This is a genomic window from Ferrimonas futtsuensis DSM 18154, from assembly GCF_000422645.1.
Taxonomy (GTDB): Bacteria; Pseudomonadota; Gammaproteobacteria; order Enterobacterales; family Shewanellaceae; genus Ferrimonas; species Ferrimonas futtsuensis.
The window spans coordinates 34481-49049 of sequence record NZ_AUGL01000021.1 but is presented as its reverse complement, the minus strand read 5'-3'; the positions used below and the strand labels follow the sequence as shown (position 1 = coordinate 49049).

Genomic DNA, 14569 nt, shown 5'->3' with positions numbered 1-14569 from the left:
AAATGTAAAGAAAAAGTAGGCAGGGAAGGAGGTTGCTGCGAATTCTGGTGAAGATATAACCGAAGACACTCTGTTGGCTCGTTCAGAAACCGTCAGGGTTCAACCGGTTATGCTGAAGCCAGTCCCGATTTCGTCACCAAGCCAAGGAGTACTCATGAGTAAGCTCAGATACATGCCCCGCCCCATTCCCTGGGCCGTGGTCCTATCGATACCCCTGATATTGGCGGCGCTGATTGCTGTTCCGCCTGTCTTCGCCAACGACGCCGAGTGTCAAAGCTGCCATACCACAGAGGATATGGCCGAAGCTGAACACATGGACACCGAAGGCATGAGCTGTCTGAGCTGTCACGAGGCTCACGACTAAAGGTTGTCGGCGGCGGCCTGCAGGGTATAGCCCCCTGTCGGCGAGGTAGCAGACAGCCTGGTCTGCACCCGAAGGATCCCATCCAGCAATGGCGAGTCCCGACGGTAGGCCAGGTATATCTCCCGCTCCATCAGGCTGCCCTTACTCAGTCTGAACAGCTGACCATTCTCCAGGAAAGGCTCCACCATGGAGAGTGGCAGGTAGGCGGCGCCGCCCCTTTTCAGAAGTATGTCCAGGGCGATGCGCGCACTGCTGGTGCGCATCGCCGGTGGCACAGAGCCCAGATGCAACTCTGCGTGGGCCTGGGCAAACTGCACCCCCCAGTCCACGAAGATGTATTCCCCGCTGAGCGCCTGATCCGCAGACTCCTGGCAAGTGCTCACCAGCACCAGCTCCAACCTGGCCACTTCGCAGCATTCAAGCAGTTCAGACTTTATCGGTTCAAACAGGATCCCCATGTCCAGGGTGCGCTGCAACAGCGCCCGGTTCACCTGCTCCTGGCTTAGGGTATCGGCACTGAAGGCGTAGCCGCTCATTGACTCGGTGATCAGCCCAAGGCAATGCTGCAGGTAGGCATCCCAGATATTGGGGCTCCCCGCCAGAGTCAGCTGCGCCTGCTCCCCCTTGGCCAGCTTCAGGTCATCCTTAGCCTGCTGCAGGGTACTGACCATCACCTCGGCATAGCGAACCAGCCTCTCTCCGGTGGAGGTGAGATGGATGTTGTTGCGTTGTCGTACGAACAGAGAAGCATCGAAAAACTCCTCCAGTTGCTTGATGCGGGCACTGACCGCCGCCTGGGTGATATTCAGGCTGTCGGCGGCACGGCCAAAATGGCGCTCTTTGGCCACTTCCAGAAAGGTTCTAAAGACTTTGACGTCCATGGCGACTCCAACGGGTTTCTGCGCCGATGTTAACAATGAATTTTTGTCGAGACGATAGAAATTTATCGTTTTTCTTTATCGAGTTTCAGATCTATCTTTCGCGCGATCTCATGCCTTGAGTGAACACCATCAATACGTTGAAATATTTAATCTTTATTGGGATTTGTTATGTCTGATGTCGATTTTCGCTTCGGTAGCAAACTGTTTGTGGATAACAACAGATATGCCAGAGGATTTAATCGCTCCGGTGACTTCACCATTGGAGAAAGCCACCTGCTCACCAGCTTTGGTACCACCATGCAGGGGTTAGCAGCCGGTCACCTTGAGCCCCAATCTGACACAGAGCACCATTTTCAGCAGGTGTGTCAGGCCAAGGCGGATCCCGAAACACCTCTGGAACGTGTATGGCTGAAGTACCAGAGATTGGCTAATGGCAAGCCAAAGATCTACACGCTGCACGACAGTAACGTCAGCATGGATCTGAACAGCCCTATTGATGACGACTAATTTTGGACAGGCTTAATGAACATCTGTTTCCTCATGTACCCATGGCAGCGTATCGACCCTGCCTTTGACTCCACTCTGCGCCTTATTCATGAATGCGCCATTCGGGGCCATACCGTGGCGATCACAACGCCCAACAGCCTGACCATGCGCGATTCCACCGTGTATGGCTTTTGCGATGTCATCATAAAGAACCGAGCAGTGTCTGAAAAAGTAGAGCGTTTCTATGCGACTGCTGAGATGCGCAGGGTAAAGCTACCCATGGCCGGGTTTGACTGCATCTTTATGCGAGCCAACCCTCCTCTGGATACCCTGGCACTGAACTTCCTGGACTCCATTAAGCAAGACACTCTGATCATCAATGATCTGGAGGGACTGCGCATCGCCAACAACAAGCTGTACACCGCGGGTTGGTCCGGTCCTGCAGGTCGATTTATTCCCAACACCCATGTCTCCAAGAACAAGGAGTACCTGATGCAGGTGTTGGAAGAGAACGACGCAGGCAAAATGATCCTCAAGCCGCTGAACGGCTACGGTGGACACGGGGTCATCGTAATCGAAAAAAGTGCACAACAGAGTGTCAGCTCCCTGCTGGACTACTACATCGGAAGCGGCGACAAAAGCAACTATGTGATCCTGCAAGATTACATTGAGGGCGCTGAAGAGGGCGACAAAAGAATCCTGATGCTCAATGGCGAGCCCATCGGCGCCATGCGCAGGGTTCCAGCCAAGGGGGATGTACGGTCCAACATCCATGCCGGTGGCAAGGAGGTCAAACATACCCTGACCCGCCAAGAAAAGCAGCTGTGTGCCACCGTCGGCCCCAAGCTGGTTCGGGACGGACTCTATTTCGTTGGCCTGGATGTGATTGGTGACAAACTGTTGGAGGTCAATGTCCTGAGTCCCGGAGGCATTACCCGGATCAACAAACTCAATCGAGCCCGTCTGCAGAGACAGGTGATCGACTGGGTGGAGAACATCATCGACAGCCGCGAACTGTTGCTGCAACGTAAATCCGATTACCGTCAGGCGATCCTCGATGCAAACATTATCCCTGACTGAAGCCATTGAGCTCATCGAAGCCGCAACGCCCTTCACCGCCGTGGTGGAGGGATGCCTGGAAGTCAAAATTGATGCCTACCTGCCCGTGGTGGCCACAGCCATCCACGCGGGGGGACAATTACGACGGGAGCTTCTGGACAACTGTCTGTTGTCGGACAAAGAGCGTTTTTACGAAGAAGATCCGGCGACTGACCAGTTCATCTCTTCTCAGCCGATCACTCTGGTGGGCCGAGATTCCAGGTTTGAGTATGACCTCAACCGCCCCAGGGCACTGAGCACCTATTATCGCTCAGCCTGGAGCAGGCAGGTGTGGCAAAGACCGTTAAGCAGCAGGCAACGGGTGCGGAGTCACCTGAAACACCAGTGTTTCTATAGGCTGTATGACGCCTTGTTGGGCAAGCTAGAGGGGCTGTTCCCCAATGTGCTGGTGTTTGACATTCACAGCTACAACCACAAGCGTATTGAGCGCCAGGTGCCCCTGTTCAATGTCGGCACCGCCCAGATCGACATGGAACGCTGGGGTACGGTCGTCGAGCGCTTCAACCGTGAACTTAATCGGATTCAACTCTCGGACATCAAGGTGGAATCAAAGCTCGATGAGGTGTTCCAGGGGCGCGGATACCTGATCGCGCACACCAACGCCCGATTTGATCGCACCCTGGTATTGCCCACAGAGGTAAAGAAGGTCTACATGGACGAAGATTGTGGCACGATGTTTCCACTCATTGTTCAGGACCTGAGCCTGGGGATGAAGGAAGCCTTCGCCCAGACTGCGGCCTACTTTGCCAGACGCCACAATAAAAGGACCAAGACCAGTAAGAACCAGATGCTGAGTCAGTTTATTGATCAGGATGTACTGGATTTGGACAGGCAGTTGGCTTCGATAGGAAAGGGACTGGAAACCCTACCCTACTTGAATCCGTTGAACATTGAACAGGAGCGCCGCCGTTTCCGCAGCGGCTGCCGCCGGTTCAGCCCCAGATTTAAGTACAAACCGCTGGCGGTGGACCCTTTCCTGCTGAAAGAGAAGCTCTATCAGCTTCCTTTCGAGAAGATATCGGACCCGGCCATACGCACCCTGTATCAGGGCATTGCCGACAACCTGTCCCGCAGGGTGGATATGCTGACCTCTGTTGGCAAGGAGGAGTTTCGTTACGCGAGCTTGCGCTACTATGGCAGGCCGGATGTCGAAGCGGTGCAAAAAGCCCGTTTTCTCCTTCAGGCCGCCCCCCTTATGGAGGAGGAACAACCACAGCCAGCGATCAACGCAGAGCAGGCGGTACATCGCCTCCAGTTATGCGCCGATGCCTGGGGATTGAAGTGTCGGGTACAAATGAGCAGTCGCCTTGCCGCCAAAGCGATGGTGGTGTCGGGCCGGGGCAAACCTACGCTGCTGATCAACAGGAACCGCAGCTATACCGACCGCGAGTTGTCAGCGCTGGAGCTTCATGAACTGGGCATCCATGTCGCGACCACCCTGAATGGACGCCGACAGCCCTTGCAGGTTCTGAATCTGGGTCTGCCAGGCAGCAATCAGACCCAGGAAGGCCTGGCTATCATGGCCGAGTATTGTGGAGGGACCCTGACCCTGGAAAGGCTCAAAATACTGGCCAGCAGGGTTCTCGCCGTCGATTCGATGCTGGTGGAAGATGACTTTGATCAGACCATGCAACGGCTTATTGAAGAAGCCAGATTGAGCACCGACGCCGCCTTCGATGTGGCTGTCAGGGTATACCGTTCAGGCGGCCTGACCAAAGATTATCAGTATCTGACAGGGTTCCTGAAGACTCTGATGCTGTCCGGCAACCGCGCTATGGAGCCCTTGCTTGCAGGTAAGGCGTCGATGGAAAACCTTGACCTGCTAGAGGAACTTTGCCAACGAAACTGGATCACAGCGCCAACCTCGTTGGTCGCGTTGCATCCAGAGGGTGACGAGGATCCTATTATCAAGTATCTGGTCAGAAGCCTGCTCCACTGATGGGATAAAAATAAAGGGTGCCCTCGGGTGCCCTTTTTCTATGCGCGAGCCAATGGGATGCAGTATGCTGGAGCCCTGGCCTCCACAGGAGCAGAAAGTGAACATAGAAAACAACAGCGTTGTATCCATCGCTTACACCCTTCGACTGGTAACCGGTGAGAAGGTGGATGTCGTCTCACGCAATGATCCCCTGGTGTATGTTCATGGCAAGGGCGATCTGGCAGAGGGGCTGGAAGAGGTGCTTCTGGGGCACAAAGCCGGCGATCACCTTACCGTCACCCTGACACCCGATCTGGCTTTCGGTGACCACGACCCCGCCATGGTCAGACAGGTGGACGCCGCCATCATTAAGGGCGCCGAGCAGCTTAAGGTAGGCATGCAAATTCATGCCGAGACCGATCACGGTCCCATGGAGCTGACACTGACCGAGATCAACGGCGACACCCTGACTCTGGACGCGAATCATCCTCTTGCGGGAAAAACCGTTATCTTCGACGTCTACATCTGCAAAGTCGCGCCGTCGGATGAGGCGACGACCAACCCGCTTAACTGAAGGATGTGCTGCTGCGTTCCTCCCGGAACAGCAGCTTTGACTACGGACCCACCAGCTCTGGTATACACTTTAAGGGAGACCCAATACCAAGGAGGTTCCTATGGGCGCCGCCATCAAAGTCATTGACTACCTTGATTCACTTGGGGTGCAGTATCAGTTAGTTCCCCATGCTCACAGCCAGTCATCCATTCAGTCCGCCACCAACGCCGGTGTTCCCGCCAGACAAACTGCCAAGTCTGTTGTTCTCGAGGACAACGAAGGTCGCCGTATTCTGGCCGTGGTTCCGGCCGCCAACCGGGTGGTGATTCAAAAACTCAGCGAACAGCTTAAGCGGGAGCTGCACCTGATCCCCGAATCCAAATTGAAGGGTCAGTTCAGTGACTGTGAGCTGGGTGCGGTGCCCCCCGTGGGCAAACCGTACAACCTGATGGCCGTCTACGAAGATGACCTGTGCAAAGAGGACCACATCTATCTCGAATCAGGCGATCACGAACACCTGATTCGCATCAGCCGCAACGGCATGCAGGCCCTGATGGCCAATCAGGCCCACGGCCACTTCAGTGCCACTTCCGTGGCCAATGAAAAGCCCAGACGAGCCTGGGACTGGCAGTAGCACTTTAGCGTGATCAAAAAGGGCGCCGCTTGGCGCCCTTCTGTTTACTGTTTCTTTATTCCAGCCAGCATTGACAGGAAAAACTCCGCGCCACGCTTGCGGGCAAAGGCCACATTGCGCTCGGGAATCTCCTCCGGATTGTCATAGGCCGCCAATGCCCTGGCCATGCTCTCTTCCCGGATCAGGTGGATGGTTGGCCAGGGAGAGCGGTTGGTGAAGTTGGCCGGGTCGGCTTCCGGCTCCCCGGCAAAACAGTAATCCGGGTGGAAACTGGCTAGCTGATACACACCCTCATAACCTTGCATCTGCAGCAGAGCATTGGCCAGCTCCACCAGCTCCAGATACTGGTCAAAATCTGCGAACCCCTGGGTCAGGACACACAGCGTGGTGGCCACATTCGGGTGTTGATCCAGGTATTGGCACTCCAGAAACAACGTTTCCAGTGCGCTGGGCAGTTCCTCTGAGTCGATCTCGGCGTAACGGATGGTATCCGCTTCCACCTCCCGCCGGGCAAAGGGGCACAGGTTGTACTTCATGATGACCCGCTCCACCCAGGCGCGGGTCTGGCTCAGGGCATGGTGTTCCTTCACAGACGGTCTCCTCCATCACTTCCCCTCATTAGGGAGCGCGAAGGGTAGCACAGACTCGGGGCCGATGCCGCTGCTAAGCCAACCAGAAGCTCAGGTGCATGATCAGGGCGACGGCGGTCAGCCCCTGGCGCAGTCCTCCATAGCCCTGGGGCTGGCCCTCTATCCAGCGATCGCTGACCAGCATCAGCAGGTAGCCCACCGCCAACCAGGGCAAAGCCCCCACTGGGCCCAGCCCCACCAGGGCCACCCAGGCCAGAATGCTTGGTATCATTGCCAGATAGGTTTGCCAGGGACGCGCTTTGGCGATGACACTCTGATACCAGTGGATTCCTCCCAAAAAGGAGAGAATGATGGCGCTGTACTGAGAAAAGCCCACGAGCGCCGTGTCCGCAGAAATAGCGCCCAGCACCATCATCATGGGCAGGGCTATAAAGGGGATCAGCCCGGCGGCGCCGAGCCAGTAGGCGTGTATGTGCATGGGACCTCCGGAAGCAGCTCAAGACAAGGTGCTACGCAGAGGTCCACAAAAGGGATCTATCTGGTGACCATTTTAGCGATCGCTTCGGCGCGCTCCTCATCGGTCATCTCTGACGGCGGGGGCACCAGAATCCCCTGCTGGCAAGCGGGACGCTCAGCCAGTTCATCGAGCCAGCGCTTCAGGTTGGGCAGACCGTCGATGGGGATGCCGCTCCACTCATGGGTGCGCACCCAGGGCCAGGTGGCCATGTCGGCGATGGAGTACTCGTCAGTCAGGTAACGGGTCTTGGCCAGTTGAGTGTCGATGACTTCAAACAACCGACGCCCCTCCTTCTGATAGCGCTCGATGGCCGCCGGGATCTTCTCCGGAAAGTAGCGATAGAACACATTGGCCTGGCCCATCATCGGACCAACGCCCCCCATCTGGAACATCAGCCATTGAATGACCCTGGAGCGCGCCTTCGGGTCCTTGGGCAGAAACTGACCGGTCTTCTCTGCCAGGTAGAGTAGGATGGCACCAGACTCAAACACGGCAAAATCATCGTTATCCCGATCCACGATGGCGGGAATGCGGCCATTGGGGTTGATACTGACAAACTCAGGCTGCTTCTGATCCAGAGCCATCAGGTCCAGAGGATGGACCCGATACTCCAGTCCCATCTCCTCGAGGGCGATGGACACTTTGTGGCCATTTGGGGTCGCGGCGGTATACAGATCAATCATGATTACTCCTGGTTAACGGAATGCGGGACGGGCGGCCACCAGAGCACGCCAGCGTTCAATGTTGGGGTACGAGTGCGCCATGGAGAACTTCACCCTCTCCATAAAGGCCAACAGCGACCAGGCGGTGATGTCGGCCACCGAGAAGCGATCGCCAGCCAGGTAGACACTCTCACCCAAACGCGCCTCCAACCTGGGTAGAAATTCATCCAACCGCTTTCTGGATTCCTCACCCCAGGCCTCGACGCACCGCTCTCTGTCGGCATAGACGCCACTGAGGTTACGAAACGCCTGAAACGCCGGAACCAGCCCCTGAAATTCAACGATTCGAGTCCACATCTCCACCCTGCCCTGCTCCAGTGGTGACCTGCCGAACAGGCCCGTGGGGTTCAGGGCATCAACATAACGGCAGATGGCCAGGCTTTCACAGATGGCCTCGCCGTCATCCAGTTCCAGAACCGGCACATGGCCATTGGCGCTGAGTCGTCGAAACTCAGGCGAGAGATTTTCCCCATCGCGAATGTTCACCTCCTGACGAGGCACCTCCATGCCGGCTTCCGCCAGAAACAACGACACTCTCAGGCAGTTTGGGGTGGGGGCAGTTTGATGGATCTTCATTGACACTCCTTTTCCGGAACGATCGTTTAGATTAGAATCTATCCATATCAGAACGAACGGTCAAGAATTTTGGAGACGCTATGGCAAGGCAATGTTGCTTCGACAGGGAGGAGGTGCTGGAGAAGGCGATGGGCCTGTTCTGGCAGCGGGGCTTCGAAGCGACCTCGGTGGCCAACCTGGTGGAACACCTGGGTATCAACCGCTTCAGCCTCTACAACAGTTTTGGTGACAAACACCAGCTCTATCACCTGTGCCTCAAGCATTATCAGGAAACCTACGCCAAACCCAGGCTGCAGCCCTTATTGACCAACAACGCGGGACTGAAAGAGATCGAAACCCTGCTGGCTCAGATGTGCCAGGAGGTTGAGCCGGGTTATGGCTGCTTCCTGCAAAGTGCCCTGCTGGAACGCAGGCAGCTGGATCAACAGGTGGCCGCCCTGTCGGATCAAGTCTTTGACGGGCTGTTCGCGGCGCTGAAGCACAGCCTGGAGGGAGCCAAATTGCAACAGGATCTCAGCGCCGACGCCGACACGGATCTACTGGCGCACTGGCTGGTGCTGCAGATTCAGGGGATTCGCGCCCTGCTCAGAGCCGGTCAGCCCGACAGGGTTACTCCCGCCCTGACGCAAATTGTTACCTTCCTCCGAAGCCAATAAGCCACCCTTGCCATCGCCATACAGCCCCGGTTAAGCCATTGACAGGCTATTATACCAATTGCATTGATTTTAATCGGGGTATCTATCCATGAAACACTTCGGCTTGGCTCTGGTAGCCAGTGCCCTTCTGGTCACCGGTTGCGCCAACCACGCACAGTCAGACAACGTCTCCGGCAGCGTCAGCTATCGCGAGCGCATCGCCTTGCCTCCAGGCTCGGTGGTCAAGGTTGCGCTGCAGGATACCTCCAAACAGGATGTTGCCGCCGACACTCTGGCTGAAGCGGTCTACACCATCAATGGTGCGCCTCCCTACCCCTTCGAACTGACCTATGATGCGGACCAGTTGAAGCCGGGACACAGCTACACCCTCAGTGCCCGCATCGAAGGTCCGCACGGCCAGCTGATGTTCATCAATACCACAGTTGAAAACGCCTTTGACGGGGATGGCAACAACATGACGTTGCAGTTGGTGGCCCACGAACAGGCACCGGATCTGCCTCTGAAAGACACCCACTGGATACTGTCCCATATTCAAGGGCAGCCTGCTCCCCTGGGGATGCAGGACAAAGCGGCCAATCTGGTGGTCAATCAGGATGGCGTTGCAGCGGGATTCTCCGGGTGTAACCGCTTCCACGGCAGATACCTGGACGACAGCGGTATGATCGCCGCAGGTCCCATGGCCGCCACCATGATGGCCTGTCCACAGGGAATGGAGCTGGAGAGGGAGTACCTGGCCCACCTGTCCCAGACCACCACTTATGAGATCAAGGGCAACACCCTCAGCCTAATGGACAACAACGGTACCGAACTGCTTCGCTTCATCTCTCAATAGAGTTTCATCGCTGTCGCCGTTTCCACTGCCTGGCGGCAGCGATGCTTTTACACTGGCGTATATATTTCAATTCCCCCAAGCCAGTTGAAAGCCGGAAAATATCCCTCTTCCACGTCCTCAGTAATTTATTTCACAATTATAAAGTTACGTAACGATCTTACGCGGCGACATTAAATTGACGCCACCAAATTAGTTTGACGTCTCGCCAAAAATGTCTTTCAGACCACTAAGATAGCCGAAAATAATAGATATTATCGGAAATTATTCACCTAAATTATCGAGTCGGGCGTGTTCTCCGTTTGAAACCACTCAACGCCCCCCGGCATCAAATCGAGTCAAATTTAACAACCAGCATCCCCGGAAACCCCTATAACCAAAGGTTTTTTAGAAATCAGAAAACATTCTTTCAACATTTGCGTTTGTGACAAAAGTCACTGAATATCCTTTATTAACCGCTATGTTAGATATAACTAAATTAGGTTGTTCAAATAATCTGATTAAAAGGAGATCGACAAACAGAAAAAATCAATAAGAAACAGACACACCAACGAAACGATTGCTGCCCCAAAGGAGTTGGCGCACAGATTCAAAAAACTGAGGAAGAAAAAGGAAAAACATTCGTTTCGGACAAAATAAAAATTTCTGGAGAATATGATGAACTCTAAAACTCTAATATCTTTAGCGGGTTTATTCGCTGTCGCGCTCGCCTTACCAAGTTATGCGGCTAAGCCCGTCGACTTGGATGGGGACGGCGTCAAGGCCGCTCAGGACTGTAACGACAACGATGCCAATGTCTGGCAACTGAACTCTTGTGGCGTCTGCGAAGTGGAGCCCGTCAACGGCTGCGCCGTCGGCCCTCATGACGGCCTTGCCTGGGCAGACTACCCCAGCGCCTGCATGAACTGTCACGATGGTGGCGAAGGCGGCAGCCAGTACCAGGAGATGTTCGGTTCCACCCACTACCAGTGGACAGGTGAAACCCCGGACATGACCAACCAGGGCGGGACCCTGCAAGGTAAGCTGACCAACGCGGTCAACAGCTACTGCATTAACATCGAAGGCGACTGGCCTGTGTGCGGCTCCTGCCACGCAGGTCGGGGCACCAAGCCCGGTGAAGGCGATACCGTAGCCAACGTAGATTGCCTGATGTGCCACAACAAAGACTACGCCCTCAATCGAGTGCGCAAGTCAGACGGCTCCTTAGGCCCGGCGGACGGCACTGCCCAGGCCGATCTCGACGGTTATGTACAGAACATCGCTGCCCCTGAGCGCACCAACTGCCTGAAGTGTCACGCCTACGCCGGTGGCGGCGATGGTGTGAAGCGGGGTGATCTCTCCTCCGCCCTGATGGCCAACGGCGATGCGCACTTTGACGTGCACATGAACGTCACCGGTGCCAACCTGCAGTGCCAGGATTGCCACAAGTTTGAGAGCCACCGAGTGATCGGTAAAGGCTCCGACCTGCGTCCCACTGATGACATCGTGCGTGGTGCCGAGATCACCTGTGCCAACAGCTCCTGCCACGTAGGTATGGACTCAGGCACCGGTCACGCCAGCTCCGGCCGTCGCGGCGAGCCCGATCGCCACGTGCCTCGCGTAGCCTGTCAGTCCTGCCACATCCCGACTTACGCCAAGGATCTGGGCGCCGCCAATCACATGCCCACAGAGATGCACCGCGACTGGCAGTTCCACCACGACGGTACCCCAGCAGACGGCGTATCCGGCCCCGGCCACCCTCACACCGATAAGCTGGCGAACCAGGTACCAGAGATTCGCTTCTGGAACCGTAAGAGCGACAACTACCTGTTGGGCGACCTGGCCAAGGTGGATCCGGAGACCGGCCTCTACCCGACCTCCCGTCCCCTGGGCAACGTCAATGACGGCAAGCTGACCCCCTTCAAGTACAAGACCGCGAACCAGCCGATGACCAGCGCCGACAGCCGCATGATCGCCCTGGACACCTTCGAGTACCTCAAGGGTTCCGGTGATGCCGTCAAGGCGATTGAAAATGGTTTGGCCAACATGGGTTATGCAACTAACGAACCCTACGAGTGGATCGAGACCGATACCTACCAGATGATCAACCACGGGGTGAATCCCGCCAGCGACGTAGCGGACTGTACCCAGTGTCACTCTACCGATCTGGACCTGGCCACCGAGTCGAAAATGGACGCCATGGGTTACAAGCTCAAAGGACCCAAAGAGCAGGTATGTGCCCAGTGTCACGATGGCAGCAAGAACCTGCCCCGCACCCACGAGCGGATGCACAACCACGTAGAGAAGGGCTCCGGCATCGGCTGCTACTTCTGTCACGACGTGCAGCGCCCCGAACGCAACCTGTGCAGCCCCTGTGACGCCAGCTGCCCGGCGGAGTTCGTGGACAACCAGCCCTACCCCCATCAGTGCGGTAACTGACTTTCCCTGTAGTAGTGTGTCAAGCGGCCTTCGGGCCGCTTTTTTGTTCAATCACCAACAATTCGAGCAATTACGTTAACAAACTGCTGTCGTTTCGGGTTAACCTGTGACTCTGATCTTTACTACCTGTTTGGGATTGACCATGAAAAAGATTTTTGCCGCTCTGGCACTGCTGTCACTGATCACCGCCTGTTCCCCTGAAGTGGGCAGTGAAGCCTGGTGCAAGAAGATGGACGAGAAGCCTAAGGGCGAATGGACCGCCAATGAGGCGACCGATTACGCCAAGCACTGCGTATTCTAGAAAGAGGCGGCGATAGCCGCCTTTTCATTCTCTTAACACATTGGACATTTCCTTATAACTCAGTGACAATCATCCTAGGTCTTCACTCAGGAGCCTTGGATGGCGGGCCTTGTTCTATTCCTCATCATTACCCTCGCCCTGTTGGCGATTCAGCTGTTCCGTTACCAACAACGGCTGGACAGCGCCCGTCTGCAGCAAAAGCGACTGATGCAGATTCTCGATCACGCCGGCGCCCTCATCTACACCAAAAATCGATACCAACACTACACCTACGCCAACAAGCCCTGCCTCGACCTGTTTCAAATCGATGAAACCCAGATCCCGGAATTCAGCGACGGCCACTACTTCCCCATCGAAACCCAGCAACAACTGAAAGCGATCGACATGAAAGTGTTGGGCGGTGAGGCCAACCAGGAGGAGGTGATCGTCGAACGAGAGTTTGGCAAACCGACGGTGTACCTTGAAACCAAACACCCGCTGCGGGACGAACAGGGCAACATCGATGAACTGGTGGGGATCTCCACGGACGTCACCGAACTGTGGCGGCTGAAGAAAGCCCTGGAGATGCAGGCCAACATCGACCCGCTCACCGGCATCGCCAACCGGCTCAAACTGGATGAAACCTTCCAGACCGAAATCGATCGTGCCCGCCGCTACCAGACCCCCTTGTGCATTCTGTTGGGCGACGTCGACCACTTCAAAGAGGTCAATGATCACTTCGGCCACCAGGTCGGTGACCGGGTGCTGATCACCATCGCCGAACTGATTCAGTCCAGCCTTCGTAGCTCGGATCATGCGGGACGTTGGGGGGGCGAAGAGTTTCTGATCATCTGCCCACAGACCGAGCTGAACCAGGCCACCAAACTGGCGGAGCGGATGCGGCAACAGGTGGTGGCCCATCAGTTTGAAACCAGCAAACAGCTTAGCATCAGCTTCGGCGTTGCTGCCTTTAGCGACAGCGACAGCGTCAGCTCACTCACCACCAAGGCGGACCGTGCCCTGTACCGGGCCAAAGCCGGTGGTCGCAATCAGGTATGCCATACCAGCTGAGTTGACCAACGGTGCCGCTGCCGTTCCACCAAACTAATGACTCTTGGGAATATGATGAGATATCTGCCACTGTTGATTCTGCTTGCCCCCGCAGCCCTTGCCCGCCCTTTCGACAGTGGATTCAGCCTGCGCGCGGGCGGATTCTGGGCCGATGTTGACTCCAGCTTTGGTGCCAGGACCGTCATCGGCGACACCCCCATCCGCGTGGATTTCGAGTCCGATCTGGCGCTCGACGAATCCAAGTTCAGCCCCTTCGTGGAGCTCACCTATCGCTTCGACGAGAAGAACGTGCTCGCTCTGAATTACCTGACGCTTCACCGCACGGCTCAAAGTCGCTCCCTGAATAAGAGCTTCGAATTTGAATGGGAGGGCAGCCAGTACAGGGTGGAGTCAGGCGCCAACCTGAAGACGAAACTGGATGTGGATATTTATCAGCTGGTGTATGGCCGTACCCTGATCCAGGGCGACAGCTACGCCCTGCTCAGCACTCTCGGGATACACGTTATGGATGTCTATGCGTCCCTCGACGGCGACGTCACCCTGATTGGGGAGGCCGGCAACGAGATGGAGTTTGCTGACCGGGCTCTGGCCGACGTTACCGCCCCATTGCCGGACATCGGCCTGGTTTTCGGTTGGCAGCCCATGGAGCGATGGCTGGTGACCCTCCACGCCCAGTATCTCAAGCTCGCCATCGACGACGTGGACGGACGGCTGCTTGACTGGCGTCTGCAGGCACTCTGGTACCTGACACCCAGCCTGGCCCTGGGGCTGGCCTGGCAGAACTACGAGCTGGAAGTTAAAGAGAAACGGCGCTTCTCTGACATCGATGTGCAGTTTGATTATGAAGGGCCGTCGGTGATGCTGCATTACGAGTTCTAATGCCTGCCAGTACCCGCCGGCCTGGGTCCGGGACGGGCGGTTTGCTGACTCAGGATCGGGGCCATGCGTTCACGGC

17 protein-coding genes are annotated in these 14569 nt (G+C 56.2%); 12 read left to right on the top strand and 5 right to left on the bottom strand.

The annotated features are described in order from the left end of the window. The first annotated feature begins 154 nt into the window (after positions 1 to 154). Positions 155 to 364: a hypothetical protein gene (locus tag G505_RS0114045; protein WP_028110133.1), complete on the top strand. Its 210-nt coding sequence runs from the start codon at positions 155 to 157 to the stop codon at positions 362 to 364. On the opposite strand, the gene G505_RS0114040 is transcribed toward G505_RS0114045, so the two are convergent. Further along, the gene (locus tag G505_RS0114040) at positions 361 to 1245 is read right to left on the bottom strand and encodes a LysR family transcriptional regulator (protein WP_028110132.1); all 885 of its coding nucleotides are present in this window, start codon (positions 1243 to 1245) and stop codon (positions 361 to 363) included. The two genes, G505_RS0114045 and G505_RS0114040, sit on opposite strands and share 4 nt — an antisense overlap. A 168-nt stretch (positions 1246 to 1413) precedes the next feature. On the opposite strand from G505_RS0114040, the gene G505_RS0114035 reads away from it, so the two are divergent. The 5 genes from G505_RS0114035 (at position 1414) to G505_RS0114000 (ending at position 5955) form a co-directional block, all read left to right on the top strand. Continuing rightward, on the top strand, positions 1414 to 1752 hold the full coding sequence (locus tag G505_RS0114035; protein WP_028110131.1) for a MaoP family protein: 339 nt from the start codon (positions 1414 to 1416) through the stop codon (positions 1750 to 1752). Between the two features lie 15 nt (positions 1753 to 1767). After that, on the top strand, positions 1768 to 2811 hold the full coding sequence (gene gshB, locus G505_RS0114030) for a glutathione synthase (protein ID WP_028110130.1): 1044 nt from the start codon (positions 1768 to 1770) through the stop codon (positions 2809 to 2811). Then, the gene (locus tag G505_RS21610) at positions 2789 to 4789 is read left to right on the top strand and encodes a flavohemoglobin expression-modulating QEGLA motif protein (RefSeq protein WP_035385419.1); all 2001 of its coding nucleotides are present in this window, start codon (positions 2789 to 2791) and stop codon (positions 4787 to 4789) included. The genes gshB and G505_RS21610 overlap by 23 nt, the downstream gene beginning before the upstream one ends. A gap of 97 nt (positions 4790 to 4886) precedes the next feature. Further along, complete coding sequence (locus tag G505_RS21605) at positions 4887 to 5342, top strand: FKBP-type peptidyl-prolyl cis-trans isomerase (RefSeq protein ID WP_035385428.1); 456 nt, start codon at positions 4887 to 4889, stop codon at positions 5340 to 5342. 100 nt (positions 5343 to 5442) lie between these two features. Continuing rightward, positions 5443 to 5955 carry an aminoacyl-tRNA deacylase gene (locus G505_RS0114000; protein WP_028110127.1) on the top strand — a complete coding sequence of 171 codons (513 nt, stop codon included), beginning with the start codon at positions 5443 to 5445 and terminating at the stop codon, positions 5953 to 5955. Between the two features lie 44 nt (positions 5956 to 5999). On the opposite strand, the gene G505_RS0113995 is transcribed toward G505_RS0114000, so the two are convergent. From G505_RS0113995 to G505_RS0113980, 4 genes are all read right to left on the bottom strand, one after another. After that, positions 6000 to 6545, bottom strand: a complete 546-nt coding sequence (locus G505_RS0113995) for a DUF1415 domain-containing protein (RefSeq protein WP_028110126.1) — start codon at positions 6543 to 6545, stop codon at positions 6000 to 6002. Between the two features lie 73 nt (positions 6546 to 6618). Continuing rightward, positions 6619 to 7023, bottom strand: coding sequence for a DUF3429 domain-containing protein (locus G505_RS0113990; RefSeq protein ID WP_028110125.1), 405 nt, complete (start codon positions 7021 to 7023; stop codon positions 6619 to 6621). Between the two features lie 56 nt (positions 7024 to 7079). After that, positions 7080 to 7745, bottom strand: a complete 666-nt coding sequence (locus G505_RS0113985) for a glutathione S-transferase family protein (RefSeq protein ID WP_028110124.1) — start codon at positions 7743 to 7745, stop codon at positions 7080 to 7082. A 12-nt stretch (positions 7746 to 7757) separates the two neighbouring features. Then, positions 7758 to 8360, bottom strand: coding sequence for a glutathione S-transferase family protein (locus tag G505_RS0113980; RefSeq protein WP_028110123.1), 603 nt, complete (start codon positions 8358 to 8360; stop codon positions 7758 to 7760). 80 nt (positions 8361 to 8440) lie between these two features. Here G505_RS0113980 and G505_RS0113975 point away from each other — a divergent pair, with 80 nt between their 5' ends. The 6 genes from G505_RS0113975 (at position 8441) to G505_RS0113950 (ending at position 14493) form a co-directional block, all read left to right on the top strand. Next, positions 8441 to 9016, top strand: coding sequence for a TetR/AcrR family transcriptional regulator (locus G505_RS0113975; RefSeq protein ID WP_028110122.1), 576 nt, complete (start codon positions 8441 to 8443; stop codon positions 9014 to 9016). Between the two features lie 88 nt (positions 9017 to 9104). Continuing rightward, positions 9105 to 9848, top strand: coding sequence for a YbaY family lipoprotein (locus G505_RS21600; RefSeq protein ID WP_051216243.1), 744 nt, complete (start codon positions 9105 to 9107; stop codon positions 9846 to 9848). Between the two features lie 654 nt (positions 9849 to 10502). Next, entirely contained in the window at positions 10503 to 12263 is a 1761-nt protein-coding gene (locus G505_RS0113965) for a hypothetical protein (protein WP_028110121.1), read from the top strand. 142 nt (positions 12264 to 12405) lie between these two features. Next, positions 12406 to 12564: a DUF3012 domain-containing protein gene (locus G505_RS22785; protein WP_084644000.1), complete on the top strand. Its 159-nt coding sequence runs from the start codon at positions 12406 to 12408 to the stop codon at positions 12562 to 12564. A 99-nt stretch (positions 12565 to 12663) separates the two neighbouring features. Next, the gene (locus G505_RS22510; protein ID WP_051216241.1) at positions 12664 to 13614 is read left to right on the top strand and encodes a sensor domain-containing diguanylate cyclase; all 951 of its coding nucleotides are present in this window, start codon (positions 12664 to 12666) and stop codon (positions 13612 to 13614) included. Positions 13615 to 13668: 54 nt separating this feature from the next. Then, positions 13669 to 14493 carry a hypothetical protein gene (locus G505_RS0113950; RefSeq protein WP_157509215.1) on the top strand — a complete coding sequence of 275 codons (825 nt, stop codon included), beginning with the start codon at positions 13669 to 13671 and terminating at the stop codon, positions 14491 to 14493. Positions 14494 to 14569 lie beyond the last annotated feature (76 nt).

Coding starts and splice junctions, on each gene's coding strand:
- G505_RS22510 (WP_051216241.1), top strand. CDS start 12,664: ATGGCGGGCCTTGTTCTATTCCTCATCATTACCCTCGCCCTGTTGGCG.
- G505_RS0113950 (WP_157509215.1), top strand. CDS start 13,669: ATGAGATATCTGCCACTGTTGATTCTGCTTGCCCCCGCAGCCCTTGCC.
- G505_RS0113990 (WP_028110125.1), bottom strand. CDS start 7,023: ATGCACATACACGCCTACTGGCTCGGCGCCGCCGGGCTGATCCCCTTT.
- G505_RS21600 (WP_051216243.1), top strand. CDS start 9,105: ATGAAACACTTCGGCTTGGCTCTGGTAGCCAGTGCCCTTCTGGTCACC.
- G505_RS0113975 (WP_028110122.1), top strand. CDS start 8,441: ATGGCAAGGCAATGTTGCTTCGACAGGGAGGAGGTGCTGGAGAAGGCG.
- G505_RS21610 (WP_035385419.1), top strand. CDS start 2,789: ATGCAAACATTATCCCTGACTGAAGCCATTGAGCTCATCGAAGCCGCA.
- G505_RS0113985 (WP_028110124.1), bottom strand. CDS start 7,745: ATGATTGATCTGTATACCGCCGCGACCCCAAATGGCCACAAAGTGTCC.
- G505_RS0114040 (WP_028110132.1), bottom strand. CDS start 1,245: ATGGACGTCAAAGTCTTTAGAACCTTTCTGGAAGTGGCCAAAGAGCGC.
- G505_RS0114045 (WP_028110133.1), top strand. CDS start 155: ATGAGTAAGCTCAGATACATGCCCCGCCCCATTCCCTGGGCCGTGGTC.
- G505_RS22785 (WP_084644000.1), top strand. CDS start 12,406: ATGAAAAAGATTTTTGCCGCTCTGGCACTGCTGTCACTGATCACCGCC.
- gshB (WP_028110130.1), top strand. CDS start 1,768: ATGAACATCTGTTTCCTCATGTACCCATGGCAGCGTATCGACCCTGCC.
- G505_RS0113980 (WP_028110123.1), bottom strand. CDS start 8,360: ATGAAGATCCATCAAACTGCCCCCACCCCAAACTGCCTGAGAGTGTCG.
- G505_RS0114000 (WP_028110127.1), top strand. CDS start 5,443: ATGGGCGCCGCCATCAAAGTCATTGACTACCTTGATTCACTTGGGGTG.
- G505_RS0114035 (WP_028110131.1), top strand. CDS start 1,414: ATGTCTGATGTCGATTTTCGCTTCGGTAGCAAACTGTTTGTGGATAAC.
- G505_RS0113965 (WP_028110121.1), top strand. CDS start 10,503: ATGAACTCTAAAACTCTAATATCTTTAGCGGGTTTATTCGCTGTCGCG.